Source organism: Lysobacter sp. M2-1, assembly GCF_022662495.1.
In the GTDB taxonomy this organism is placed as follows: Bacteria; Pseudomonadota; Gammaproteobacteria; order Xanthomonadales; family Xanthomonadaceae; genus JAKPBU01.
On sequence record NZ_JAKPBU010000004.1, the window covers coordinates 18341 to 42651 of the forward strand.

General features: G+C 67.4%; 22 protein-coding genes. 13 read left to right on the top strand and 9 right to left on the bottom strand.

Going from position 1 to position 24311, the window contains the following annotated elements; translation table 11 throughout:
- Nucleotides 1–35 precede the first annotated feature (35 nt).
- The 8 genes from MC375_RS10725 (at nt 36) to MC375_RS10760 (ending at nt 8323) form a co-directional block, all read left to right on the top strand.
- Nucleotides 36–2111: a hypothetical protein gene (locus tag MC375_RS10725; protein ID WP_242103393.1), complete on the top strand. Its 2076-nt coding sequence runs from the start codon at nt 36–38 to the stop codon at nt 2109–2111.
- 68 nt (nt 2112–2179) lie between these two features.
- The gene (locus MC375_RS10730) at nt 2180–2794 is read left to right on the top strand and encodes a YdbL family protein (RefSeq protein WP_242103394.1); all 615 of its coding nucleotides are present in this window, start codon (nt 2180–2182) and stop codon (nt 2792–2794) included.
- 119 nt (nt 2795–2913) lie between these two features.
- On the top strand, nt 2914–4257 hold the full coding sequence (gene rlmD / locus MC375_RS10735; protein WP_242103395.1) for a 23S rRNA (uracil(1939)-C(5))-methyltransferase RlmD: 1344 nt from the start codon (nt 2914–2916) through the stop codon (nt 4255–4257).
- A gap of 100 nt (nt 4258–4357) precedes the next feature.
- Nucleotides 4358–4888: a CYTH domain-containing protein gene (locus MC375_RS10740; protein WP_242103396.1), complete on the top strand. Its 531-nt coding sequence runs from the start codon at nt 4358–4360 to the stop codon at nt 4886–4888.
- A gap of 69 nt (nt 4889–4957) precedes the next feature.
- Nucleotides 4958–5962, top strand: coding sequence for a beta-N-acetylhexosaminidase (gene nagZ, locus MC375_RS10745; protein WP_242103397.1), 1005 nt, complete (start codon nt 4958–4960; stop codon nt 5960–5962).
- Nucleotides 5959–6516, top strand: a complete 558-nt coding sequence (locus tag MC375_RS10750) for a hypoxanthine-guanine phosphoribosyltransferase (RefSeq protein ID WP_242103398.1) — start codon at nt 5959–5961, stop codon at nt 6514–6516. The genes nagZ and MC375_RS10750 overlap by 4 nt, the downstream gene beginning before the upstream one ends.
- A gap of 746 nt (nt 6517–7262) precedes the next feature.
- On the top strand, nt 7263–8021 hold the full coding sequence (locus tag MC375_RS10755; RefSeq protein WP_242103399.1) for an S-methyl-5'-thioinosine phosphorylase: 759 nt from the start codon (nt 7263–7265) through the stop codon (nt 8019–8021).
- A 92-nt stretch (nt 8022–8113) separates the two neighbouring features.
- Nucleotides 8114–8323 carry a cold-shock protein gene (locus MC375_RS10760; protein WP_242103400.1) on the top strand — a complete coding sequence of 70 codons (210 nt, stop codon included), beginning with the start codon at nt 8114–8116 and terminating at the stop codon, nt 8321–8323.
- A gap of 135 nt (nt 8324–8458) precedes the next feature.
- Here MC375_RS10760 and MC375_RS10765 read toward each other — a convergent pair whose 3' ends face one another.
- Nucleotides 8459–9118, bottom strand: coding sequence for a DUF6766 family protein (locus MC375_RS10765; protein ID WP_242103401.1), 660 nt, complete (start codon nt 9116–9118; stop codon nt 8459–8461).
- A gap of 247 nt (nt 9119–9365) precedes the next feature.
- Here MC375_RS10765 and MC375_RS10770 point away from each other — a divergent pair, with 247 nt between their 5' ends.
- Nucleotides 9366–10997, top strand: a complete 1632-nt coding sequence (locus tag MC375_RS10770; RefSeq protein ID WP_242103402.1) for an acyl-CoA dehydrogenase family protein — start codon at nt 9366–9368, stop codon at nt 10995–10997.
- 221 nt (nt 10998–11218) lie between these two features.
- Complete coding sequence (locus MC375_RS10775; protein WP_242103403.1) at nt 11219–11707, top strand: DUF305 domain-containing protein; 489 nt, start codon at nt 11219–11221, stop codon at nt 11705–11707.
- Nucleotides 11708–11762: 55 nt separating this feature from the next.
- Here MC375_RS10775 and MC375_RS10780 read toward each other — a convergent pair whose 3' ends face one another.
- The gene (locus MC375_RS10780; protein ID WP_242103404.1) at nt 11763–12176 is read right to left on the bottom strand and encodes a helix-turn-helix domain-containing protein; all 414 of its coding nucleotides are present in this window, start codon (nt 12174–12176) and stop codon (nt 11763–11765) included.
- 51 nt (nt 12177–12227) lie between these two features.
- Here MC375_RS10780 and MC375_RS10785 point away from each other — a divergent pair, with 51 nt between their 5' ends.
- The gene (locus tag MC375_RS10785; RefSeq protein WP_242103405.1) at nt 12228–12806 is read left to right on the top strand and encodes a hypothetical protein; all 579 of its coding nucleotides are present in this window, start codon (nt 12228–12230) and stop codon (nt 12804–12806) included.
- Between the two features lie 9 nt (nt 12807–12815).
- Here the strand turns inward: MC375_RS10785 and MC375_RS10790 are convergent, their stop codons facing one another.
- Entirely contained in the window at nt 12816–13583 is a 768-nt protein-coding gene (locus MC375_RS10790) for an isocitrate lyase/phosphoenolpyruvate mutase family protein (protein ID WP_242103406.1), read from the bottom strand.
- Between the two features lie 131 nt (nt 13584–13714).
- On the opposite strand from MC375_RS10790, the gene MC375_RS10795 reads away from it, so the two are divergent.
- Nucleotides 13715–14548 carry a helix-turn-helix transcriptional regulator gene (locus MC375_RS10795; protein WP_242103407.1) on the top strand — a complete coding sequence of 278 codons (834 nt, stop codon included), beginning with the start codon at nt 13715–13717 and terminating at the stop codon, nt 14546–14548.
- 24 nt (nt 14549–14572) lie between these two features.
- Here the strand turns inward: MC375_RS10795 and MC375_RS10800 are convergent, their stop codons facing one another.
- From MC375_RS10800 to MC375_RS10815, 4 genes are all read right to left on the bottom strand, one after another.
- Nucleotides 14573–16333, bottom strand: coding sequence for an ABC transporter transmembrane domain-containing protein (locus MC375_RS10800; RefSeq protein ID WP_242103408.1), 1761 nt, complete (start codon nt 16331–16333; stop codon nt 14573–14575).
- A gap of 143 nt (nt 16334–16476) precedes the next feature.
- Nucleotides 16477–17067: a YigZ family protein gene (locus MC375_RS10805; RefSeq protein ID WP_242103409.1), complete on the bottom strand. Its 591-nt coding sequence runs from the start codon at nt 17065–17067 to the stop codon at nt 16477–16479.
- Nucleotides 17064–18032, bottom strand: a complete 969-nt coding sequence (locus tag MC375_RS10810; RefSeq protein WP_242103410.1) for a hypothetical protein — start codon at nt 18030–18032, stop codon at nt 17064–17066. Before MC375_RS10810 ends, MC375_RS10805 begins: the two co-directional genes overlap by 4 nt.
- Nucleotides 18029–18592 (bottom strand): RNA polymerase sigma factor, encoded by a 564-nt coding sequence (locus MC375_RS10815; protein WP_242103411.1) that lies wholly within the window; start codon nt 18590–18592, stop codon nt 18029–18031. The genes MC375_RS10810 and MC375_RS10815 overlap by 4 nt, the downstream gene beginning before the upstream one ends.
- Before the next feature lie 173 nt (nt 18593–18765).
- On the opposite strand from MC375_RS10815, the gene MC375_RS10820 reads away from it, so the two are divergent.
- Nucleotides 18766–21708, top strand: coding sequence for an EAL domain-containing protein (locus tag MC375_RS10820; protein WP_242103412.1), 2943 nt, complete (start codon nt 18766–18768; stop codon nt 21706–21708).
- 19 nt (nt 21709–21727) lie between these two features.
- Here the strand turns inward: MC375_RS10820 and MC375_RS10825 are convergent, their stop codons facing one another.
- Nucleotides 21728–23443, bottom strand: a complete 1716-nt coding sequence (locus MC375_RS10825) for a VWA domain-containing protein (protein ID WP_242103413.1) — start codon at nt 23441–23443, stop codon at nt 21728–21730.
- Between the two features lie 494 nt (nt 23444–23937).
- Nucleotides 23938–24174 carry a hypothetical protein gene (locus tag MC375_RS10830; protein ID WP_242103414.1) on the bottom strand — a complete coding sequence of 79 codons (237 nt, stop codon included), beginning with the start codon at nt 24172–24174 and terminating at the stop codon, nt 23938–23940.
- Between the last annotated feature and the right edge of the window lie 137 nt (nt 24175–24311).

Consider the following 24311-nt stretch of genomic DNA (forward strand, 5'->3'; position numbering starts at 1 on the left):
CCCGCTATCCTCGCGGCATGCGCCCGATTTTAAGCATGCCCTGCCTGCGTCTGGCCTGTGTGGCCCTGCTGGCCGTGCTGTCGATGCAGGCGCAGGGGCGCACTCTGCAGGCGCGCATCGCGAAAGTGTCCACGCCGGTCGCCACGCTTGAGCAGGTACGCGTGCGCCTGGATTGGCCTGCCGATGCCACCGAGGGCGAGCTGACGCTGCAGGCTGCGGCGGTGGATGCAGCCGACCTGGGCTACCGCTGGCGCCACGTGAGCTGGCATTGCCCACTGCAGCGCACCGGACCGGATAGCTGGCGCTGCGACGGCGTGCTGCGCAGCGGGCGCAGCAAGGCGCTGCGGCTCGCGCTGGACCTCGGTGCCGCCTCCAGCGACGCGGTGCTGAGTGACGGCCCGGCCCGCTTCGCCGTGCGACGCAGCGCGGCGACGCCCGACCTCACCACGCTCGATCTGACCCGGGTACCGATCGTGTGGTTGCAAGCGTTGCTCGCACAGGCCTGGAGCGAAGGACAACTGAAGGCGGGCACCCTCGACGGCCGGCTCTCGGTCGAAACTCCGACCGGGCGGCCGTTGCGCATCGCCGGCGCGCTGACCGCGCGCGCCGTGGCGCTGGAAACCGCCGATGCGACCATCGCCGCCGAACACCTCGACGGTCGGTTCGACATCGACTACCGCAAGACACCGCTGCTGACGCTGCTTGCCGTAGACGGGGAATTGCGCGGTGGCGAATTCCTGGCCGGGAGCACCTACGTCGCATTGCCCGATTCGCCCGTGGGGTTGCGGATCGATGGCATGCAACGTCCGGGGCAGGGCTGGCAACTGCCGACGATCGCCTGGAGCGACGGCGACGCGCTGGTCGCCGAAGGCTCGGCAGCGTTCGGCCCCGACGCACGCCTGCGCGAGCTCGACATCCGCGCCCGCAGCGCGAATCTCGAGCCCGTGCGCCAGCGCTACCTGTCAGGGCAACTGGCGCTGTTCGGCCTGGGGGAGGTGGCGCTGGACGGCGCCGCCGACCTGCACCTGCAGGTACAGGACGGCCGGTTGGCGCGCGCGGACCTCGCCCTGCATGCGGTCGACCTGCGCGACCCGAACGACCGCTTTGGATTCGGCAACCTGGAGGGCGATATCCGCTATGCGTCGAACGGACAGGTCGACAGCGAACTCGCCTGGCAGGACGGCAAGCTGTATGGCCTGGATTTCGGCGCCGCGCGCCTGCCCTTGCGCAGCAATGATGGGATCCTCGTGTTCCGCGAACCGGTTGTCCTGCCGATGATGGGCGGGCGATTGCGATTCGAGGACGTCAGCCTGCGCCCGCCCGCTGGCGGCGAAGGGCTCGATCTGCGTTTCGCGCTGGACATCGACGGCGTCGATTTCGGTCAGGTGTCGAAGGCGATCGGCCTGCCTGCGTTCCAGGGCACGCTTTCGGGCCGAATCCCGCAGGCGCGCTATGCCAGGGAACGTCTGGATTTCGACGGTGGGCTGTCGATGCGGCTGTTCGACGGCACGGTCGAGTTCACCTCGCTCGCGCTGGAGCGCCCGTTCGGCACCGCCCCCAGCCTGAACGCGGACATCGCCTTCGAAGACCTGGACCTTCTGCGGCTGACCGAGGTCCTGGATCTGGGCAGCATCACCGGCCGCCTGGATGGACGCATGGATGAGTTGCGCCTGGTGGACTGGACGCCGGTCGCGTTCGATGCGCAGTTCCGCAGCGATGCCGCTGCCGCAAAGCGCGAGCGGGTGAAACAGCGCATCAGCCAGCGCGCGGTGCAGAACATTTCCAGCGTGGGCGACGCGTCGTTCGTCAGCAGCCTGCAGGGCCGGTTGATCGGCCTGTTCGACGATTTCGGCTATGCGCGGATCGGGATCGGCTGCCGTCTGGCGAACGAGGTCTGCCGCATGTCCGGCCTGGACGGCGATCCTGGTCAGGGCTCAGTGCGAGCCGGTTCAGTGCGAGCTCGTTCAGAGCAGGACGGGTTTACTATCGTCGCAGGTGCAGGGCTGCCGCGGCTCAACGTGGTGGGCTACAACCGCGACGTCGACTGGCCCACCCTGGTCGAACGCATTGCCGCGGTCGGCAAGGGCGACGTCAAACCGGTGGTGGAGTAGGTCGGGGCTACGCCCCCGACGCGGAAACGCAGACGCCGGGGGCGTAGCCCCGGCCTACGGAGTAGGGCATGAAACGCTGGATGGGGACACGCTTTACCGGAGCACCGATCACCGCTGCGCTGGTGCTGACCGCGTGCGTGACGATCAACGTGTACTTCCCCGCCGCCGAGGCGAAGGAAGCGGCCAAGGAGTTCGTGGAAAACGTCATCGACCATGCCGACAAGGTCGAGATCAAGACCGAGGGCGAGAATGGCGGCGGCATGGCCTGGCGTCTGCCGCGGATCGATCCGCTCGCCCTGATCGGCATCGCGCCTGCCTATGCGCAGGGCGCGCCGGACATCACCATCAAGACGCCGGCGATCCAGGCGATCCAGTCGCGGATGGAATCGCGCTTCAACAGCACCCTGCGCCGTGGCTTCGACTCGGGCGCCCTTGGCTTCACCAGCGATGGTCTGGTCACCGTGCGCGATGCCTCCAAGCTGGAACTGAAGGACCGCGTTGCGATGAATGCGGCGGTGGCCGACGACAACCGCGACCGCAAGGCCGTGTATCGCGAAGTCGCGGTGGCCAACGGCCATCCGGAGTGGGAAGCCCAGATCCGCGGTGTGTTCGCCAAGCAGTGGATCGAAAGCGCCAGGTCGGGATGGTGGTACCAGTCCGGCGGGGCCTGGAAGCAGAAGTAGGGCGAAATCGCCATAGCGTCGCCCGCGATATCCACGCGCGGGCGCAACGCCTGCGCCGCGCAGGCGGTCGATCACGGCAATGCGACAATATCCGGTCGCCCGATCACCTCCCGCATCGCTTGGCCAAGATCGACCAGACCCCGTTCGAGATCCAGATCCTCGACCTGAGCCACGACGGGCGCGGCGTCGCGCGCCGCCCGCCCGACCATGCCAATGCCGGCAAGACCGTGTTCGTCTCCGGCGCGCTGCCCGGCGAAACGGTGATGGCCCGCCAGAGCGCGCGCTCGCGCAGCTTTGACGAAGCGAAGACGCTGGAGGTACTTGTCGCTTCGCCCGACCGGGTGCCGGCGCGCTGCCCGCATTTCGGCACCTGCGGTGGATGCGTGCTGCAGCACCTCGCCGAGGACCGCCAGATCGGCGCCAAGCAGCGTGTGCTGCTGGACAATCTGGAGCGCATCGGCCACGTGGCACCGGATGAAGTACTGCCGCCACTGACCGATGCCAGCTGGGGGTATCGGCGCAAGGGCCGCTTCTCGGTCCGCCGGGTGGAGAAGAAGGACCGGACCCTGGTCGGCTTCCGCGAGGAGGATCCGCGTTTCGTCGCCGACCTGCGCGAATGCCATACCGTGATTCCCTCGATCGGCACCCGGATCGCGGCACTGTCCGATCTGGTCGACGGGCTGGAGGCGCGCCGGGACATCCCGCAGATCGAATTCATCGCCGGCGACGCGACCGACGCGTTCGACGGCGTCGCCCTGGTATTCCGCCATCTGCGGCCGTTGTCTCCGGCCGACCTCGACGCGTTGACCGCTTTTGGCCAGGCGCACCGCTTCGCGATCTTCCTGCAGCCGGGCGGCATCGATTCGGTGCATCCGCTGTGGCCGCAGGCACCGGAATTGTCGTTCGAGCTGCCGCAGTGGGAGGTCGAGATGAAATTCCGGCCGCTCGACTTCATCCAGGTCAATGCTGGTCTGAACCAGAAGATGATCGCCCGCGCGCTCGCGTTGCTGGATGTCCAGGCGGGCGATCGCGTGCTCGATCTGTTCTGCGGGTTGGGCAACTTCACCTTGCCGCTGGCGCGTATCGGTGCCGATGTCGTGGGCGTGGAAGGCGATGCCGGCCTGGTAGCGCGCGCGCGCGAGAATGCCGTGCACAACCATCTGCCGAATGCGCAATTCCATGCCGCGGATCTCGCCCAGGATCTGCGTGGGCAGCCCTGGATGCGTGCCGGCTTCGATCGCTTGCTGCTGGATCCGCCTCGTTCCGGCGCGGACGTCGTACTCAAACAGCTCCCGCTCAAGGGGCTCAGGCGTATCGTCTACGTCAGTTGCCATCCAGGCTCGCTGGCGCGCGACGCGGGTTATCTGGTCAATGAACGTGGCTGGAAGCTGCGCGCCGCCGGTGTGATGGACATGTTTCCGCATACCGCGCACGTGGAATCCATCGCGATGTTCGAAACGTAGGCCGGGGCTACGTCCCCGACGCGTCGATGTCTGGCCGACGGCGCGTAGCCCCGACCTGCGCACATGTAATCGCGGCCAACGCTGCTGTCCAGGGTGAATGATGGGGATCGAGATCGAACGAAAATTCCTGGTCGCCGGCGACGCCTGGCGTGCCGCTGCGCACGCGGTCGTGCCGATGACCCAGGGCTACCTCAACGATCAGGATGCGATGGACGAGGCGGTGCATGGCAACGCGGCGCAACGCGCTTCGGTCCGGGTCCGGATCGCGGGCGATCAGGCCTTCCTCAATCTCAAATCGCGCGAACTAGGGTGCAGCCGCCAGGAATTCGACTACCCCATTCCGGTCGACGACGCGCAGGCCCTGATGGCGCTGTGCGTGGGCGGAACCATCGACAAGCGCCGTCATCTGGTCCGGCATGGTACGCACCTGTGGGAAATCGACGAGTTCCTGGGCGACAACGCCGGGCTGGTCGTGGCCGAAATCGAGCTGGAAAGCGTCGACGAACCGTTCGAGCGACCGGACTGGCTGGGCGCGGAAGTCACCGGGCTTGCGCGCTATTACAATCTGGCGCTGGCGTCGCGTCCGTTCTCGCAATGGAATCCTGGCGAGCGCGCCGCCGCCGATGCCTAGCGTGTACCGTGCGCGCGATCTGAACCGGGCATCACCCTCGTGCGTACGGCGCACGCGACGGAGAGTTCAATGCTGCTGATTGGTCTGACCGGAACCGAACTGGAAGCGCGCGAACGCGACTGGTTGCAGCATGACGCCTGCGCCGGAGTCGTGCTGTTCGCGCGCAATTTCGCCTCCCGGGCGCAGGTCGCCGATCTTTCGGCGGCCATCCGCGCCGCGGCGCCGCGGCCGCAGCTGATCTGCGTGGACCAGGAAGGCGGCCGGGTGCAGCGGTTCCGTGACGGATACAGCGCATTGCCGCCCCTGGAGCGCTTCGACACGCTGTATCGCAGCGATTCGGATGCGGCGCTGGCGCGAGCGCGCGAGCACGCCTGGTTGATGGCGAGCGAGGTGCGCGCCAGCGGCGTCGACCTGAGTTTTGCGCCCGTGGTCGACCTGGGCCGCGGCAACCGCGCGATCGGCAGCCGCGCATTCTCACCCGATCCCGACGTGGTGGCGGCCTTCACCCGCGCCTACGTCGAGGGTATGCACAGTGCGGGCATGGCGGCCACGTTGAAGCATTTCCCCGGACACGGTTCGGTCGCCGAAGACACGCATTTCGACAGCGCGGTCGACGACCGATCGCTGGACACCATCCGTCGCGAAGATCTGGTGCCGTTCGCGGCCGGCATCGAGGCGGGCGCCGATGCGGTGATGATGGCGCATGTCGTCTATCCGCAGGTCGCGCCGGAACCGGCCGGGTACTCACGGACCTGGATCGAGGACATCCTGCGCCGCGACATGGGCTTTCGAGGCGTCGTCTTCAGCGACGACATCGGGATGGCCGCCGCATTCTCCGCCGGCGGGGTGGCGGCGCGGGTGCACGCCCACCTGGACGCCGGGTGCGATGTGGTCCTGGTCTGCCATCCTGACCTGGTCGACGAATCGCTCGCGGCGGTCGCCGGTCGCAGCCTCAATACCATGGCGCTGACTGGCTTGATCGGACGCGGTCCGATGGGTTGGGACGGCCTGCTTGCCGACGCGCGCTACGACAGCGCGCGATCCGCCCTCGACCGGCTTGGAGGCGCCGCATGACTGGTCCGCAGCTGAAGGATGCCTTGGCCAAGTCCGATGTCGTGCACGATCGCGATGCGCTGGCGATGGCGATCGAGCAGATGGCCGATGCAATCCGCGCGGATTTCAGCGACGACGAGGTGCCATTGTTCGTCACCGTGATGCACGGAGGCCTGCCGTTCGCCGCGCAGCTGGCCTTCGCGCTCGGCGAGCGCGGGCTCGACCTCGAGTTCGACTATCTGCATGCGACCCGATACCGCGGCCAGACCTCGGGCTCGGGACTGGCCTGGCTGCATCGCCCTACCACACCTATGCGCGATCGGCGCGTGCTGCTGGCCGACGACATCCTGGACGAGGGCCACACCCTGCTCGCGGTCAAACGCTGGTGCGAGGACCAGGGCGCGCGCGAGGTGCGCGTGGCGGTGTTGGCGGTGAAGGTCCACGACCGCTGCGTGGAAGGCATTGAAGCCGATTATGTGGGGGTGGAGGTGCCGGACGCATATGTGTTCGGGTACGGGATGGATTATTACGAGCAGGGGCGCAACCTGCCGGCGATCTATGCGTTGAGGGAGTGACGCGGCGGAGTTCACGAAGCTCCGTTTCTGAGCTGGTCGCACCGCGCACCTGCTTTCGTGATCCGCGCTAATGCCATGCCGTCATCCCCGCGCAGGCGGGGAGCCAAGGACGTTGTTGCTGCATTTCGTGTGGTCCTGTCGCAGCATTCATAGGAGCAGAGCTTTCGCCTGCGGCGAGTTACTTTTCTTTGCTGGTGCAAAGAAAAGTAACCAAAAGAAAGCACCTACTCGTGAGGTCAACACCGCTCAGGGGATGTGCGGTGCTGTCGCCATTTTCGGACTCGCCATCCATGGCTCGGTCCGAAAACGGCCGGCATCCATGCCGGCCGCCCTACGGGTGTTCGGATGCAGGTCGCATGCGCAGCGCAGAAAACATCAAATGCCAAAGCTCGCGCTCATTGCCCCGGAGCTCTTCTGGCGATCTGACGTAGTCCTGCGCCTTTGACTTTCCTGGCCCTGCAGCAGCCACCGCCGACCGGAAACCCCGGAGGGGCGGCGGCCATGGATGGCCGCCGTTTTCGGATCGAGGCAGGATGCCGAGTCCGAAAATTCCTTCGCCACTCAGATTCCTTGAGCGACCTGTCGAGGAAGGTGCTTTCTTTGGTTACTTTCTTTGCACCAGCAAAGAAAGTAACTCGCCTTCAGGCGAAAGCTCTGAGCTCAAACGGCGAAAGATCGGTATCCCGGTACGAAAACCCGCCCAGAACAAACCAGCAAACCACCATGCCTCCGGTTACCCTAAGCCCATGACCACCGACCCCATCGACCTCACCCTGATCGGCGGCACCGGCATCTACGCCCTGGCCGAGTTGCAGGACGCCGAAGCCCATCAGCCCGTCACCAAGTACGGACCTCCCTCGGGCCCGATCCGCATCGGCACCCTGGCAGGCAAGCGCGTGGCCTTCCTTGCGCGCCATGGCGAAGGACATTCACTGCCGCCGCACAGGATCAACTACCGCGCCAACCTGGCCGCGCTGCATGCCCTGGGTGCGACGCGCGTGCTCGCGCTCAATACGGTCGGTGGCATCACCGAACGCTTCGGGCCGCGCGTGCTGGCGTGTCCCGAGCAGCTGATCGACTACACCTGGGGCCGCATCTCCACGTATTGCGAGGAGGAGGGCAGCGAGGTGCTGCACGTCGACTTCGGCGATCCCTATGCGCCGATGTTGCGCCGCACGATCCTGGCCGCGGCTAAGCGCGCCGACGTGGCGCTGGTGGATGGCGGATGCTACGGCGCCACCCAGGGGCCGCGACTGGAATCGAAGGCGGAAATCGCGCGGCTGCGTCGCGATGGCTGCGACCTGGTCGGCATGACCGGGATGCCGGAGGCCGGGCTGGCCCGCGAACTGGGCCTGGAGTACGCCTGTCTGGCCATCGTGGCCAACTGGGCGGCCGGCGCGGGCCCCGACCCGGACGAGGTCATCACCCTGCAGGACGTGCTGGACAACGTCGCGGCGGCATCGGCGGGACTGCCCGCGCTGCTGCGGGAAATCCTGGCCGGGTGATTGCAAGCGCCGTTCAGGCTGCAGCATACTCGTGCCGCCGCCGGCCGCCCCACGCGCCGCGGCGTACCCATCCAGACGAGGTCACACGCACCATGCAGTACGGAACAGTGAAGTGGTTCAACGACGCGAAGGGCTTCGGCTTTATCGCCCCCGAGGACGGCAGCGCGGACGTGTTCGTGCATTTCTCCGCGATCAATTCCAAGGGCTTTCGCAGCCTGCAGGAAGGCCAGCGGGTCAGCTACGAAGTACAGCAGGGCCCGAAGGGCGCCCAGGCCGCGGACGTACAGCCCGTCGCCGCCTGATCCCGTAGTCGCATACGAGATTTTTGGAGCCCCGCCGATGGCGGGGCTTTTTTATGCGGGGTACCGAAAGGTTCCCAGGCGCGCTCACGCAGGCGGCGGATGGCAGCCGCCCGATCAATGTCCAATGTCTGCACCTCACACGCCAGTCTGGGCGTGCGGTGCCTCCACCGGCTTGGACTGCGGCGAATCCTTCTGGCGCAGCCAGATGCTCAGCACCACCAGCGCCAGAACCGCGAAGAATTCGCTTTGCCAATTCTGGAAGGATTCGAACCAGAACTGCGCCTCTTGCACGTAATGGCCCAGCGAGATCGGATCCTCGCCCTGAAGCAGGCGCTCGGCGCGCTCGTGCTGCCAGCTGCCGTGCAGATGCAGTGCGAACGACAGTACGAACAGCAGGCCAAAGGCGATCGCCAGCGAATGCCCGTACAGCGTTTTCCACAGGCCGCCCATACGCACGGGCCACGGCTTCGGGCCGCGATCGATGCGCTCCTTTTCCTGCTCCGGCGATAACGGCCGCGACTCGGCCGAACCTTTCTGCCGCAGCGTGACGGTCAGCAGCACGTACATCGCCATCTGCAGGAACTCGCTTTCCCAATTCTCGAAGGTGGCCGATACGAAGTGGCCGCTGGTGAGGTATTGCGGTAGCGTCAGCGCCGCGGCGTCGTGCTCGAGGCGTTCGGTGTTGTAGACGCGCCAGCCGGCGAAGATCTGGCCGCCCAGGGACAGCAGCATGCAGGCCAGCAGTACCAGCGACAAACCGTTGCGGTACAGGAACGAGTCGCGCCCCGAGCTCATGGCTTTGAACCCATGTCTTGGCGGTGCGACCGGCGCGTGTCGTCCACGATTCGGCCGCGTGGCATTGCCGCCGTTGTCCGCCGGAGTTCTGGCTGCCGCGCAGATTCATGCTTTATGTCCATCGCCAGTGCCTTGCGCAGGGGTGGCCGACTCTCGCGTCTGCGCACTAAAGGGCGTGTGAAGCACCGGTCACTGTCCTGAATCCGGGGACACGGGGACCCGCGCCCGATGGGCGCACAATGGGCGCATGACGGATCCTGTGGACAGCAACCAGGCGCCCGAATTTGCGCCCCGCGATCTCTGGGCCGACGACTTGGCCCTGCGCGAAGCGGTCGCCCGCGAGGGTGGCGGCGGCTTCGCGGACCGTCTTGCGCACTACGGCCGGCTTGCCGGAAACGAGCTGTATGTACTGTCCTTCGATGCGCATCGCGATCGTCCGAGGCTGCGCACGCATGATCGCTACGGCGAGCGCATCGACATTGTCGAATTCCATCCCAACTACCACGCCATCATGCAGGCCGCGATCGAGAACGGCGTCGCCGGCCTGTCCTGGTGCGAACCCGTCCCCGGTGCCCATGTGGCGCGGGCGGCGCTGAGCTATCTGCACTACCAGGTGGAACCGGGCAGCAGCTGCCCGCTGACCATGACCCATGCGGCCGTGCCCGTGCTCGCCCGCGAGCCGCGCCTGCGCGAATGGGGGCAGAAGGCCGCCGCGCCGCGGTACGACGGGAGCAATCGGCCGATCGGGGACAAGCCCGGCATCACGCTGGGGATGGGCATGACCGAGCGACAAGGCGGCAGCGACGTGCGCGCCAATGCGACGGTCGCGGTGCCTCGCGCATCGGACGGCGAATACGAGCTCAGCGGCCACAAGTGGTTCTTCTCCGCGCCGATGTCGGACGGATTCCTCGTCACCGCGCAGGCACCGGGCGGGCTCAGTTGTTTCCTGATGCCGCGCTGGAAATCCGACGGTACCCGCACCACGTTCCGGTTGATGCGACTCAAGGACAAGCTCGGCGACTGGAGCAATGCCTCGAGCGAAGTGGAATTCGACCGCGCATGGGCATTGCGCGTGGGCGAGGAGGGCAGGGGCATCGCCACGATCCTGGAAATGGTGATGCTCACGCGTCTGGACTGCATGCTCGGGTCGGCCGGGCTGATGCGTATGGCGCTGGCGCAGGCCTTGCACCACTGCCGCCATCGCCGCGCCTTCGGTCAACGCCTTGTCGACCAGCCACTGATGCGCACCGTGCTGGCCGACCTCGCGCTGGAGGCCGAAGCGGCCACCGCATTTGCGATCCGCGTTGCGGGGGCGGTGGATCGGGCGCCAACCGACCCGCAGGAGGCTGCCCTGGCCCGCGTCGCGACGGCGATCGGCAAGTTCTGGATCTGCAAGCGCGCGGTCGTGGTGGTCAACGAAGCGCAGGAATGCCTGGGCGGGAACGGATACGTCGAGGAGTCGTTGCTGCCGCGGCTGTACCGCCAGGCGCCGCTCAATTCGATCTGGGAGGGCAGTGGCAACATCCAGTGCCTGGACGTATTGCGCGCCCTGCAGCGCGAGCCGGAGACCGGGCGGGCGCTGTGGACGGAACTGTCGGCTGCCGCTGGCCGCAACGCCGCCTGCGATGCGGCCGTGGAACGCCTGCATCCGGTCCTGCACGGATCGAAGGCGGTCGACCAGAGCCAGGCGCGGCGCTTCGTCGTCTCCCTTGCCCTGGCCCTGCAGGCGAGTGTGCTGCTACGGGCGGCAAGCCCGGTGGCGGAAGCGTTCTGCGACACCCGGTTGAGTGGTGGCCACGAGTACGGAGTGGCTGCCGGGGCTTTGACGGCCAGCGCGGGTCTCGATGCCGCGATCGAACGGTCCTTGCCGGTGCAATGACGCGCAGCACATGCACCGGCAACTGCGCTCGGCAGTCTGTGTTGCTGCAGGTTCCGCGCGTTTCGCATGCGTCGTGATCGCGTGAGCGTGCCGTCGTAAACGCTGTGCTGGACGCATCTTTCAGGAGTCAGGCCCCGATTGGCCTGGTATTCGCGCGACGTCGACTGCCGGCGAAGCATGCTGCGGCGTATATCCACATGACTGATGCCTGGAGGCATGCGATGCAAACGCACCACGCAGACACTCGCCACAGCGACCAGCATGGCCGCCCTTACGTGCGTCTTGGCGCGATGCTCGTGCTTTCGTTCCTGGCCATGTATGCGTTGATGTACGCGATGGTCGATCGTTGGCAGAACGTGCACAACAATCTCAACCAGGCGTGGATGGCTGGCCTGATGGTGGCGCCGATGCTGGTGATCGAACTGGCGCTGATGTGGCGCATGTATCCGCATCGCCGGCTCAATGCCCTGCTGCTGGCGGGAGGCGTCGCGCTGGGCCTTGCCTGCTGGTGGATGATCCGTGCGCAGGTGGCGATCGACGACCGCCAGTTCCTGCGCTCGATGATCCCGCACCATGCCGGCGCGCTGCTGATGTGCGAACGCAACCGGCTGCGTGATCCCGAACTGCAACAACTATGCCGTGACATCATCGCCTCACAGAGGCGCGAGATCGACCTGATGCAGGCCAAGCTGGAAGCGCGCGCGCAATAGCCCCAGCCTAAACCCTGCGGACGACATCAGATGCGGGTCGTCGCGTAGCGCCGCACTAGCGGACGATTGCCTCGACGCAGGCCAGCCTGGACTCCGAAGGCGCAGGTGAACCCCTCAGACGGCGCAAATGTCCTTCGCCCCACACGCGCACCTCTTCGATGATCGGCAGCAGGGTCGTGCCGTACGGCGTGAGCCGGTAGATCACCGGGGCGGGCACGGCGCCGGTGGGGATGCGTTCGAGGATGCCGTGCGCTTCCATTTCGCGCAGCTGCTCGGCCAGGACCTTGTGCGAGATCGGCGCGGCCCGGCGCTGCAGGCCGGCAAAATGCAGTTCGCCGTGGGCGAGCCAGTAGAGCAGGGTGAGTTTCCATTTACCGCCGATGGCGGCGAACGCGGCGGCCAGCGGGCAGTCGGCAAGCGGATCGACCCGCGTTCCGGGAGGGTTACCTGCAGGTGCATTCTTGTGCATGGGCGCCCCGCGTTTGCATGCTACCGCCATCATGCGAAACGGAGCGCCGCAATGCAAAGCCCGATCCCGGCCCTGGTTGCGGCGCTTTGCCTGATGCTGCCGATGCCGGCGCTTTCCGCATCCCAGGCGCAGGCTGATTCGCCCGCTGCCGCTGCGACACGCGATGGCGCGCACGACTTCGATTGGGAAATCGGCACCTGGAAAACCCGCCTGCGCCGGCTGGCCAAGCCGCTGTCCGGATCGCACGAATGGCTGGAATACGAAGGTACCAGCGTGGTGCGCGCGGCACTCGATGGCCGCGCCAACCTGGTGGAATTGGAGGTCGAAGGCGCTGCAGGCCGCATCGAAGGCGTGAGCCTGCGCCTGTACGCGCCGCAGGCGCAGCAGTGGAGCCTGAACTTCGCCAACATCCGCAACGGCCTGCTCACCCAACCGGTGCTGGGCGGCTTCCGCGACGGCATCGGCGAGTTCTACGGGCAGGACGAACTCGACGGTCGCGCCATCCTCGTGCGCTTCGTGATCTCCGAAGTCACCGCCAACTCGGCCCGTTTCGAGCAGGCCTATTCGAACGACGGCGGCAGGACCTGGGAAACCAACTGGATCGCCACCGACACCCGGATCGCGCCGTAGCGCGGCGCGTCACGCCATCGCGTCGCGCGCCGCGTCCTGCAGCCATTGCATCGCACCGCGATACGGCCCCGGGCCATGGCTCACGCGGGCCACGCCGAGTTCGCGCAGGCGCGCCATCGGCGGTGTGCCCGGCATCGCCATCACATTGACCGGCAGCGGTGAGCCCTGCACGGCGCGCGCGATCAGGCGTTCATCGGAAAGCCCGGGCAGGAACAACCCGCTCGCGCCCGCTGCGGCATAGGCGCGCGCACGGTCGAGGGCTTCGTCGACCATCCCCTCGTCGTGCGCTTCGCCCGGCTTCTGGAAGAACACATCGCTGCGTGCGTTGATGAACAGCGCGATGCCGGCCGTATCGGCGGCCTTGCGCGCCTGGGCGAGACGCTGCGCCTGATCGGCCGCATCGCGCAATGCGCCGCTCTCGGGGAAGCTGTCTTCGAGGTTGCAGCCGATCGCACCGGCGTCGAGTGCCGCCGAGACCGTGGCGGCGACCTGTTCCGGCGTTTCGCCATAGCCGCTTTCCAGGTCGACGGTCACAGGCAGGCTGCTCGCAGCGACGATGCGCCGCAGGTTGTCGAGGGCCAGTACGAGCGGCATGCGCTCGCCATCGTCGAAACCATTGGCTGCGGCCACCGACCAGCTGCCGGTGGCGAGCGCGGCGGCGCCGGCCGCGGCCACCGCCTTCGCGCTGCCCGCGTCCCAGACATTGAACAGCACCAGCGGATCTCCGGGCTGGTGCAGGGCGTGGAAACGGACGGCGCGGTCGTATTGCGTGGTCATGCGGATGCCTCGGCAGAAGGGGTAGGCAAGCTTCCACCGTGTCGGACATGCAGGCAATGACGCGCCGGGTCATGACGGCATGACCTGGCAGGTCATGGTGCCGCATCCGCCGGCCTTCTATGCTTGCAGGCATGCACGCACCGAACCGATCCGCCGATGCCGGCGCCACGCCGATCGGCGCGCTGCTGCGCGAATGGCGCGCCGCGCGACGCCTGAGCCAGCTCGATCTGGCCCTGTCCGCAGACATCTCGACCCGGCACCTGAGCTGCGTCGAAACCGGCAAAGCCCAGGCCAGTCGCGAAACCGTCGCGCGCCTGGCCGACGCCCTGGACATGCCCCTGCGCGAGCGCAATGCGCTGCTGCTGGCCGCCGGCTATGCACCCACGCATCCGGAGAGCGCGCTCGGCACGCCGGACCTGGCACCGGTGCGGCGCGCGATCGACTTCATCCTGGCCCAGCAGGAGCCTTATCCCGCCTTCGTCCTCAACCGCCACTGGGACATCCTGATGGCGAACACGGCCGCGGCACGGGTCAATGCGCTGGTCATGGGCGGGCGAACGAGTGCGCACGACAACATGATCCGGCAGGTATTCGATCCCGAGGATCTGCGGCCCGCGTTCGCCAATTGGGAAGCCGTGGCGGGCGACCTGATCCGGCATCTGCACGACGTGGTCGCCGCCGTGCCCACCGATGTGCGCGCCCGCGCGCTCCTGGACGAGGCGCTGGCCTACCCCGGAGTGCCGACGCGCTGGCGCACGCGCGACCTGGAAGCGGTGCCTTCGCCGTTGCTGACCACGGTCATGCGCGGGGGCGGACGGGAGCTGCGGTTTTTTTCCACCATCACCCGCTTCGGCACGACGCGCGACATCACCCTGCAGGAGCTGCATATCGAGTGCTGCTTCCCGGCGGACGAGGCGACCACCGCGCTGTGCCGTGAGCTGGCGACACGCACGGCGTCGGTGTAGTTCGAAGCTGCCAGTTCTCCGCCTTCAGTCGATGAACTGCAGCCGCGCAAGTTCCGCGTAAAGCCCATCCTGGGCGAGCAGCTGCTCGTGCGTGCCTTCGGCGACCACCCGGCCGCGATCCATCACCACGATGCGGTCGGCCTTGAGCACGGTAGCCAGGCGATGCGCGATCACCAAGGTAGTGCGGCCTTGCATCAGGTGCTCCAGCGCCAGCTGCACGGCGCGTTCGCTTTGCGCGTCGAGGGCGGAGGTCGCCTCATCCAGCAGCAGGATCGGCGCGTCCTTCAGCAGCGCGCGGGCGATGGCCACGCGCTGCTGCTGGCCGCCGGACAGGCGCGCACCGCGTTCGCCGAGTTCCTCGTCGAAGCCCTTGGGCAGGATGGACAGGAACTCGTAGGCCTCGGCGGAACGTGCTGCGGCTTCGACCTCCGCATCGTCCGCTTCGAGGCGCCCGTAGCGGATGTTGTCGCGCGCCGAGGCCGCGAAGATCGTGGGCTGCTGCGGAACCAGCGCGATGCGCTCGCGCAACGCGGCAGGATCGAGGGTGCGGATATCCATGCCATCCACCGCGATACGCCCGCGCTGTGGATCGTGGAAGCGCAGCAGCAGCGAAAATACGGTGCTCTTGCCGGCGCCCGACGGTCCGACCAAGGCGACGGTTTCGCCAGGATGCACGTGCAGGCTGAAGTCTTCCAGCGCGGGCAGATCGGGACGGGCAGGGTAATGGAAGGTGACGTCATCGAGCGTGACTTCGCCGCGCAGCGGCTGCGGCAGGATCGCAGGATCCGCCGGTGCGGCGATCGCCGGCGCTTCCTGCAGCAGCTCGTTGATCCGGCCCATGCCGCCGGCCGCGCGCTGGAGCTCGTTCCAGACTTCGGCCAGGGCGCCGACCGATCCGCCACCGATCAATGCGTACAGCACGAACTGCCCCAGCGTGCCGGCAGTCATGCGTCCGGCGTTCACGTCGTGCGCACCCGACCACAGCACCAGGGTGATGGCGCCGAAGATCAGGGTGATCGCGACTGCGGTAACGATGGCCTGCGAGCGGATGCGCCTGCGGGCGGTCGCGATGGCGATGGCGACGGCGTCGCCGAAGCGCCCCCGCTCGTAGGGCTCGCGCGCATGCGCCTGTACGGTGCGCACCGCGCCAAGTGCCTCGGTTGCGAGCGCATTGGCATCGGCCACGCGATCCTGGCTGGCGCGCGAGATCTTCTGGATGCGGCGCCCGCCCAGCACGATGGGCAGCACCGCCAGGGGGATGCCGACCAGCGCATATGCGGCCAGTCGCGGCTGGGTGACGAACAGCATCACCAGCGAACCAATCACGGTCACGCTGCTGCGCAGGGCCACCGACATGCTCGAACCGACCACGCTACGCAGGAGTTCGGCATCGGCGGTCAGGCGCGAAACCAGCTCGCCGCTGCGGTTGCGGTCGTGGAACCCGGCGTCCAGCTCGATGAGGTGGGCGTACAGCCGTTGCCGCAGGTCGGCAACCACACGCTCGCCCAACAGAGAGACGAAGTAGAAGCGCGCAGCGCTGGCCAGGGCGAGGGCCAATGCGACCAGGAACAGCAGACCGAATGCGCGGTCGATGTTGTCGCCGCTTGAGAAGCCACGATCGATCATCTGGCGTACGGCCAGTGGCAGGCTGAGCGTTGCGGCCGAAGCGGCCGTTAGCGCCACCAGCCAGGCGCCGAACAGCGCGCGCTGGCGCATGACGAACGGCCACAAGGCACGCAGCGTGCCGATGGGGGCTTTGGACGAAGGCGCTGTAGGTTCGGTCACGATCGGGAGTGGCCTGCGAATCGGGCATTGTAGGAGCGGGATCGCTTGCCCATCCGGCGAGCGATTCCGCGAAACGACTGGAACCCCGGCCTGCCGTTGTAGGCAATCCCGCGCGACCGCGAGTGCCTGTCCGGACGCCGTGGCTATGCGAGGGGAAGGACTGTCACCCGATCACGGGTGGCGTCGCGCAACTGCGTTTTCAAGGCATCGACCGCCGCGGCAGGCAGGCGGATCCGGATCCGAGTGCCGTCTGCAACATGCCGCTCGTGCAGCTTCTCGGCAGCGTGCGCGGACAACGCAGCATGCACTGCGCCGGTGTCTTCGAACGGGAAGGCGAGGTCGGCTTCGACCAGGGGCACGATCGGCGTGCGCGGCGCGGTGCGCAGGCATTCGGCCGCGGCGCCGCCGTAGGCGCGCACCAGCCCGCCAGCGCCGAGTTTGATGCCGCCGTACCAGCGGCTCACCACCACCGCGACCCGGTCGAAGCCCTGGCCATCGATCGCCGCCAGGATCGGGCGCCCCGCTGTGCCTGCGGGTTCGCCGTCGTCGCTGCTCCGGTATTCGGCTCCGATCCGCCAGGCCCAGCAATGATGGGTCGCCTCGACCTCGCTCACGTCGCGTATCCATTCCATCGCTGCGTCGGGCGTGGCGACCGGAGCGGCCTGGGCGCGGAAGCGGCTGTGTTTGACCTCGATCGCATGCGCGACCGGCGCCACCAGAGCATGCAGGCTCACGGCGCGAATTCGGCGAGGTCGTCCGGCAGCGCGTAATGCGGGTAGCGGCGCTTGAACTCGGCCAGGCTCTCGCGTGCGGCGTCGATCTCGCCGTCGGCGACGAGTTCGCGGATCTGCTGCAGCCAGGCGCGCTGGACCGCCGGCGAATCCGCGGTGGCCGGCGGCTGGTCGTCGATCGCCTGGTCCTCGAAGCCGGCGGCGTCGCGCTCGACCCGCGTGCCGGTCACGGTGATCTGGTCGAGGGCGGTTTCCTCGTCGGCCGCCGCCTTGGCTTCGGGGGCGGATTCGCGCCGCGCGCGCGCAGCCGCGCCTGCGGCAGCCGCGTTCTCCGTCGCATCGACCGGAGATGGCACGGGCGCAGGTGCAGGCGCCTGCGCCGGCGGTACATCGACCGGTTCGGCAGCGTCGAACACGATGTCCTGCGCATCGGGCGGTGGCGGGGGGGCAGGCGCAATACGCACCTGGGATCGCTCTGACGCGGGGAAGGCGTCGCGTTCCTGTTCGGCGACTGCTTTCGCTTGCCCGGTGGTTTGGCTCGACGCTTGCGGCCGCGCGTACTCGGCGGGAAGTGGTGCGGCTTCTGTCGCAGGCTCCGGTGGTGCGGTGATCGGGGCAGGTTGCGGAGCCACTGCTGCGGCGACCGGCAGTTCCTCTGCCGCGCTCGGACCCGAGCTGCGGATCGCACGCGCGGCGGCTGGTGCCTCGGAATAGACCTGTACCTGCTCCTGCGAGGGCCGCAACTGCCATGCGATGCCGATCGCCAGCGCCAGGGTCGCCACGGCGCCTAATGCCAGCGGCCAGCGCGGACGGGGCTTGCGAGGACGCGCCGCCACCGCGCCATGGGCGGCAGCCAGGATCCGCGCATCCAGCGCCGCCGAGGGTTCGCCGGACGCACCCAGCCGTGCCAGCCGGTCGGCCAGCACGCGCTCTTCCTGCGTCAACGGTTCGTGTCGTGCGCCGGTCATTCGCTCAGTCTCGCGCGGAGTTTGTCCATCGCGTAGCGCAGACGCGATTTCACCGTCTCGCGCCCCACCCCGGTGATCTCGCCGATCTCCTCCAGCGTCAGCTCCTGCTCCAGGCGCAGCAACAGCACCTCGCGTTGCTCGTCCGGCAGCTCCGCCAGCGCCATCTGCAGCCTGCGTCGCTGCTCGAATTCCGAAAGGGTGCGCTCGGGGGTGTGAGGATCGGGTACCCGGGCCGTGCGCTCGTCCGCGTCGATGGGCGCGGGCGGGCGATGCTTGAGCGCGCGCCAATGGTCGTTGAGGCGGTTGTGCGCGATCCTGAACAACCAGGTGCCGAACGCGGCCTCGGGGCGCCAGCCGGCGCGCGCGGCGATCACCTTCTGCCAGATGTCCTGGAACAACTCGTCGGTCAGCGCGCTGTTGCGCAGCTGGCGGTCCAGGAAACGATAAAGCGGTCCGCGATGACGCGCGTAGAGCTGCTCGAACGCGTCGACCTGCCCGGCTGCATAGGCCAGCATCAGAGTTTCATCGCTCGGTTCGCTGGCCGCGGCGGCGTCGTTCATCGCCGGCAGGTTACGGGTTGCCGGAGTGCACGTGAAGTAGACGGGCCTGGCGCGGCAGGGACGGGGCAGGGTCAGGCTGGCAGCGCGCATGGCCGGACCAACGGTCGGAAAACGTCGATGGGGTTAGGGGCGCGGTGCGCGATTCAGGCTATGCTCGGGCTATGAAGGGGGAGATGCAGGCTGCCGAGGGACAGGCATCGGCAGCAGGTCCGGTGCTTGCGTACCTGCGCCCGCTCGATAGCCTCGCCGGTACGCTCGAAGGCACCCTGCCAACGGGTTCGCGCCTGGTGGTGCTGTGGGACGACCCATTGCTCGGGCCCGGGCGCTCTTCATTGCGCCGGCTTCCCGTGTCTCTGCTGGAAGCGGGCATCCAGGCGCTCGATCAGGGCGCCGGAATCAGTGGCGACGAGACCATGCTCTGCGATGCGTGGAGCGAAGACGGTGCCCGTATCGCGATCGCAGTGTTGCTGCGCCAGCCCTTTGCCGGCGCGTCGCGCGCTGGCTGGCTCGCGCTGGCCCGGCGCATGGTGGCCACGACCCTGGCGCAGGCGCGCGCGCAAGCCCGGATCGAATCGCTGCAGAAGGCGCAGCGCCTGCAGCACGCGCTGTACGAAATCGCCGACCTGGCCGGATCACGCCTGGAAATGGGCGAAATGCTGTCGCGCATCCACGCCGTCGTCGGCGAGCTGATGTTGGCGGAAAACTTCTACATCGTCGTGTCCGACGAGGGCCTGCAGTCGATGCGGTTCCTGTATTTCGCCGACAGCGTCGATACGTTCGTCGCCGAGCCGGAGCGGATCTACAGGTTCGACGAGATGCCCAACAGCCTGACCGTCGCCCTGCTGCGGCACGGTCATGCGGTGCATGGGCCATCGTCACAGGTACGCGAACAACTGCAGGTAACGCGCGACCCCGCCCATGGCCCCGACAGCGCCGATTGGCTGGGCGTGCTGATGCAGCGCGAGGGCGCCATCTGCGGCGCCATCGTGGTGCAGAGCTACGAACGGCCCGACTGTTATCGCGAGGAAGAACGCGCGCTGCTGGAATACGTCGCCCAGCACATCCTGACCGCCCTCGACCGCAAGCAGACCCAGGTGGAGCTCGAGCGCCGCGTGGTGGAGCGCACCCGCGAGCTGCAGGAGGCCAATTCGGTGCTCCAGGCCGAGATCGTGGAACGGCAGCGGGCCGAGGCATTGCAGCGCGCGCTGTTCCGGATCACCGAACGCTCGATGAGCGGCGACAGCATGCAGCAGTTCTACGCCGACGTGCATGCGATCGTCGGCGAGCTGCTCTACGCACGCAATTTCTACATCGCCATGCTCAGCGAAGACGGCGAACGGATCGAATTCCCCTATTCGGTCGACGAGCGCGACAAGATCCGCAGCCCACGCCATCGCGCCACCGGGTTGACCGAATACGTGCTCGACCACGGCAAGTCCCTGCGGGTCAACCGAGAGGGCATCGCCCGGCTTGAGCGCGTGGGCAAGGTGCGCAGCCTGGGTTCCCAGGCGCACTACTGGCTCGGGGTTCCCCTGGTGCACGGGGCTGTCACGGTCGGCGTCATCGCCGTGCAGAGCTACACGCCCGAGATCGATTTCGACCAGGCCGACGAGGACCTGTTGACCTATGTCGCCCTGCATATTTCCGGCGGACTGGAGCGCAGGCGCGCGCAGGAATCGCTCAAGGCCGCGCACCTGCAGCTGGAGAGCCGGGTCGAGTCGCGCACCCGGGAACTGGCAGCGACCAACCGCGAGCTGCGCGCCCAGATCGCCGAGCGCGAGCGGGTCGAACGCCAGCTCAGCCATCAGGCACGGCACGACGACCTGACCGGCCTGCCCAACCGTGCGCACCTGCTCGATCGCATGGATGCCGCGATTGCGCGCATCCCCCAGGCCGGCAGCCTGGCAGTGCTGTTCATGGACCTCGATCGCTTCAAGCTGGTCAACGACAGCGTCGGCCACGCCTCCGGCGACCAGATGCTGATCGAGGCGGCCAGCCGTCTGTCCGCGCTGCTCGGCGAAGGCCAGGTGGCCGCACGTCTGGGCGGAGACGAGTTCGCGGTGCTGGTGGAAGGCGACGCCGACGATGCGGCGCTGGAGGCCTTCGCGGACCGGATCCTGAGCGCGCTGTCGGAACCGATGTGGATCGCCGGGCGCGAACTGTTCCCCTCGGCCAGCATCGGCATTGCCCGTTGGGATCCGCGCTACCAGCGCGGCGAGGAGCTGCTCCGCGATGCGGACGCCGCCATGTACCGGGCCAAGGCCAACGGCCGCGACCGCAGCGCACTGTTCGACGAGGCGATGCGCGAGGAGGCCGTCCGCCTGCTCGATCTGGAAAGCGATCTGCGCCGCGCGATCAAGAAGGATGATTTCGAGGCGCATTTCCAGCCGATCGTGCGCCTGTCCGACGGCGCGGTGGTCGGGCACGAGGCGCTGCTGCGCTGGAACCACGAGACACGCGGACTGCTGTCGCCGGCGGCCTTCATCGGCGTGGGCGAGGACAGTGGCCTGATCGAGGAAGTCGACTGGCTGCTGTACCAGCGGGTGATGCAATGGTTGCGCGTGCACCCGTCTGGCTACGTCTCGATCAACGTGTCACCCCTGCATCTGCGCTCGGACGATTTCGCGCGGCGCCTGCTCGAAATGGCGGATGACGCAGGCGCCGATCCGCGGCGCCTGCGGATCGAGATCACCGAGGTCGCGCTGCTCGACGACTCCCCGCGCGCGCTGCGCATGCTCAACTATCTGCGCAGCCGCGGCGTCGGCGCCCTGCTGGACGATTTCGGGACCGGTTTCTCGGCCTTGTCGTATCTGCACCGGTTTCCGATCCAGGCGATCAAGATCGATCGCAGCTTCATCGCCGGACTCACCGGCGCAAGCCGGACCGAAAGCCTTGCGCTGGTGCGCGCGATCCTGGCGCTGGCCGGTACCCTGGGCATCGAGAGCATCGGCGAGGGCGTGGAAACCACGACCCAGGCCGACCTGCTGCTCGGCCTGGGCTGTCAGTACGGACAGGGCTACCTGTTCGGCAAGCCCGAACCCGTGGCCAGGCCCGCCGCAGGTTCCGCTGGCGAGACCGTGGTGCCGTTCCCGCAGTCGGTGAACAGGTCGGCCTGACGCGTTCGGCCACGTCTGCTCAATCGGCGATCCCGATGCGGTGGGTTTCGTCGCCACCGACCGTATTGCGGGCAGCATCGATCAGTTGCAGGAATTCGGCGCGCTGGCTCCAGCGGTCGCTGCCCTGCGCAGCGCGGGCCGCCCGGGCGATGTCGTCCCACCCCCAGCCTTCGATCTGCGTGCCGCCTCGCAGTGCATCGGCGTAGGCGGCGACCGCCGCGGCAAAACGCATTGATTCGCCGGGCTGGGCTTTGGCATCGCGGCGCAGGATCGGAGTCTCGATCAACCGGCTCGCCGTCGCCTGCGGCAGCTTGTAGCGCAGGCGCAGATGGGCGACTTCTCCGGACGTGGACACCGGTCGCGCCTGTACGTCGGCATAGCGCAGTGCAGGCAGACGCTGGGTCCCCGCGCCGACCGGGGTGAGCTCATACAGGGCGGTGACCTCGTGTCCGGCGCCGATGTCGCCGGCATCGACCTTGTCGTTGGCGAAGTCTTCGCGCCTGAGCACGCGGTTTTCGTAGCCGATCAGGCGGTATTCGGCCACTTCCGCCGGATTGAACTCGACCTGGATCTTCACGTCGCGGGCGATGGTCAGCAGGGTCGACTGCATTTCCTCCACCAGCACCTTGCGTGCCTCCTGCAGGGTATCGATGTAGGCGTGGTTGCCATCGCCAACGTCGGCCAGCTGCTCGGCCATGGCGTCGTTGTAGTTGCCGTCACCGAAGCCGAGCGTGGTCAGGGCGATCCCGGACTTGCGCTGGTCGCCGACCAGGGTCTCCAGTGCGCCCTGGTCGATGGTGCCGACGTTGAAGTCGCCATCGGTCGCCAGGATCACGCGGTTCACGCCGTTGCCGGCGTATGCCTGCCTGGCCATCGCATATGCCAGGCGGATGCCCTCGCCGCCATTGGTGCTGCCGCCTGCCTGCAACTGTTCGAGCGCCGCCAGGATTTCGCCATGACGGTCGCCCGGCGTGGGCGGCAGCACCAGTCCGGCGGACCCGGCATAGACCACGATCGACACGCGGTCCTGCGCGCGCAGCTGCGGCACCAGCTGGGCGAAGGCCTGCTTGAGCAGCGGCAGCTTGTTGGGCTGGTCCATCGAACCCGACGTGTCGATCAGGAACACCAGGTTCGCCGGCGGCAGGGTCGCCTTGGGGACGTCATAGCCCTTGATGCCGATCATCAGCAGCTGACGCTGAGCATTCCATGGCGCCGGCGCGAGTTCGGTGGTCACGCGGAACGGCTTTTCGCGCGAGTCCGGCGCGGGATGCCCGTAATCGAAGTAATTGATGAACTCCTCGGCGCGGACCGCGTCGGCGGGCGGACGGACGCCGTCGCGCAGCATGCGCCGCACGTTGGCATAGCTGCCGGTGTCGACATCGACGGAGAAAGTGGACACCGGCTGTTCGCTGGTGCGTTGCACCGGATTATCCTCGCGCGCCGCGTACTTCTCGGTGTTGTCGGGTTGCCAATAGCCGCCCGGCGCGATCACCGGCGCTGCGGCCGCAACCGACGCCGGAGCCATCTGACGCATCGCCTTGGCCGCAACATAGGTGCCGGTGACCGCGACCTGATCGAGGCTGACGGCTTCGTTCTCCGCTGTGGCCCGCGGCGGCGGGGCAGGTGCGATCAGGCCAGTGCCGTCGGCTTCATTTCTTTCTGCGGTGGTGGACGTGGTGCTGCAGGCCGTGGCCAGCGTGCACAGCAAGGCGATGGTCAGTGCATGGCGTTGCATGGGCGCTCTCCGGGGATGGACGGAGGGGCAAACGCGGCAGCGACGGGATCGGGGTTGACGGATGTGGGCCCGGGTCCGGCGTCATGCGAAGGGCGAATACATGGCGAGCAAGATCGAGCCGACGTCTCGCGCGGACGCGCGTCCTTTTTCGTCGTGACCCATCCGTACTACGCGATGAGACTGACCTGCGCGTCTTTTCCGGCAAACAGGTTCGTTTGAAACCGCTTCATGGCGATGCTCACGGCATTCCGGTGACGGATGTCACAAGACGTTCTGTGTATGGGCAGATTAGTGCGCGATGGTGCAGTGCGACTTGATCGCATTTATATGATAAGTAGCATCGTCATTGGGGGCGCCGGACCACAGTACAGCTGATGCATTCGCGATTAGCGTGCGTCAGCCGGCTTATTCGGACAGCCGTACTTCATGAGTGGATTTGTTGCGGTCCGGAGCGCGCTCGTCGACTTCGCGGCGGCCCTCGGAGCTGTATCGAGTCAGGCGTTGAGACCGCATTTCTGGGATTTCGCAAGCAGGCGCGTGTGCAGCCTGATCGGGATCCACGCCAACGGCAGCGATGACGCATGGGTGTTTCGTGCATCTCGCTCCTCGCCGATCCACGCAGCCAGTTTCGATTCGTCCTGTTGCGCCCTGAGCGTGGCTATGGGCATCGAGTGGCGGTTCGCGGCGCGCCATTCCCGGGGAATACGTAGCGGCGACCGCAGCGCAGCCATGCGCAGGAACCGGACCACAGAACAAAGTCACCCACCGGCCCACTGTCCGCGGACGGCGACGAACGTCGCCTGCGATACGACCGCTTATATGACAAGCCAGTGAATTCCGCCGCGTCTCAGACGAGCAGGGAAGCCGC

Excerpts from the sequence above, each read along its gene's own strand:
- MC375_RS10725 (WP_242103393.1), top strand. The coding sequence starts at position 36 with ATGCCCTGCCTGCGTCTGGCCTGTGTGGCCCTGCTGGCCGTGCTGTCG.
- MC375_RS10730 (WP_242103394.1), top strand. The coding sequence starts at position 2,180 with ATGAAACGCTGGATGGGGACACGCTTTACCGGAGCACCGATCACCGCT.
- MC375_RS10740 (WP_242103396.1), top strand. The coding sequence starts at position 4,358 with ATGGGGATCGAGATCGAACGAAAATTCCTGGTCGCCGGCGACGCCTGG.
- nagZ (WP_242103397.1), top strand. The coding sequence starts at position 4,958 with ATGCTGCTGATTGGTCTGACCGGAACCGAACTGGAAGCGCGCGAACGC.
- MC375_RS10750 (WP_242103398.1), top strand. The coding sequence starts at position 5,959 with ATGACTGGTCCGCAGCTGAAGGATGCCTTGGCCAAGTCCGATGTCGTG.
- MC375_RS10755 (WP_242103399.1), top strand. The coding sequence starts at position 7,263 with ATGACCACCGACCCCATCGACCTCACCCTGATCGGCGGCACCGGCATC.
- MC375_RS10760 (WP_242103400.1), top strand. The coding sequence starts at position 8,114 with ATGCAGTACGGAACAGTGAAGTGGTTCAACGACGCGAAGGGCTTCGGC.
- MC375_RS10765 (WP_242103401.1), bottom strand. The coding sequence starts at position 9,118 with ATGAGCTCGGGGCGCGACTCGTTCCTGTACCGCAACGGTTTGTCGCTG.
- MC375_RS10770 (WP_242103402.1), top strand. The coding sequence starts at position 9,366 with ATGACGGATCCTGTGGACAGCAACCAGGCGCCCGAATTTGCGCCCCGC.
- MC375_RS10775 (WP_242103403.1), top strand. The coding sequence starts at position 11,219 with ATGCAAACGCACCACGCAGACACTCGCCACAGCGACCAGCATGGCCGC.
- MC375_RS10780 (WP_242103404.1), bottom strand. The coding sequence starts at position 12,176 with ATGCACAAGAATGCACCTGCAGGTAACCCTCCCGGAACGCGGGTCGAT.
- MC375_RS10785 (WP_242103405.1), top strand. The coding sequence starts at position 12,228 with ATGCAAAGCCCGATCCCGGCCCTGGTTGCGGCGCTTTGCCTGATGCTG.
- MC375_RS10790 (WP_242103406.1), bottom strand. The coding sequence starts at position 13,583 with ATGACCACGCAATACGACCGCGCCGTCCGTTTCCACGCCCTGCACCAG.
- MC375_RS10795 (WP_242103407.1), top strand. The coding sequence starts at position 13,715 with ATGCACGCACCGAACCGATCCGCCGATGCCGGCGCCACGCCGATCGGC.
- MC375_RS10810 (WP_242103410.1), bottom strand. The coding sequence starts at position 18,032 with ATGACCGGCGCACGACACGAACCGTTGACGCAGGAAGAGCGCGTGCTG.
- MC375_RS10815 (WP_242103411.1), bottom strand. The coding sequence starts at position 18,592 with ATGAACGACGCCGCCGCGGCCAGCGAACCGAGCGATGAAACTCTGATG.
- MC375_RS10820 (WP_242103412.1), top strand. The coding sequence starts at position 18,766 with ATGCAGGCTGCCGAGGGACAGGCATCGGCAGCAGGTCCGGTGCTTGCG.
- MC375_RS10825 (WP_242103413.1), bottom strand. The coding sequence starts at position 23,443 with ATGCAACGCCATGCACTGACCATCGCCTTGCTGTGCACGCTGGCCACG.
- MC375_RS10830 (WP_242103414.1), bottom strand. The coding sequence starts at position 24,174 with ATGGCTGCGCTGCGGTCGCCGCTACGTATTCCCCGGGAATGGCGCGCC.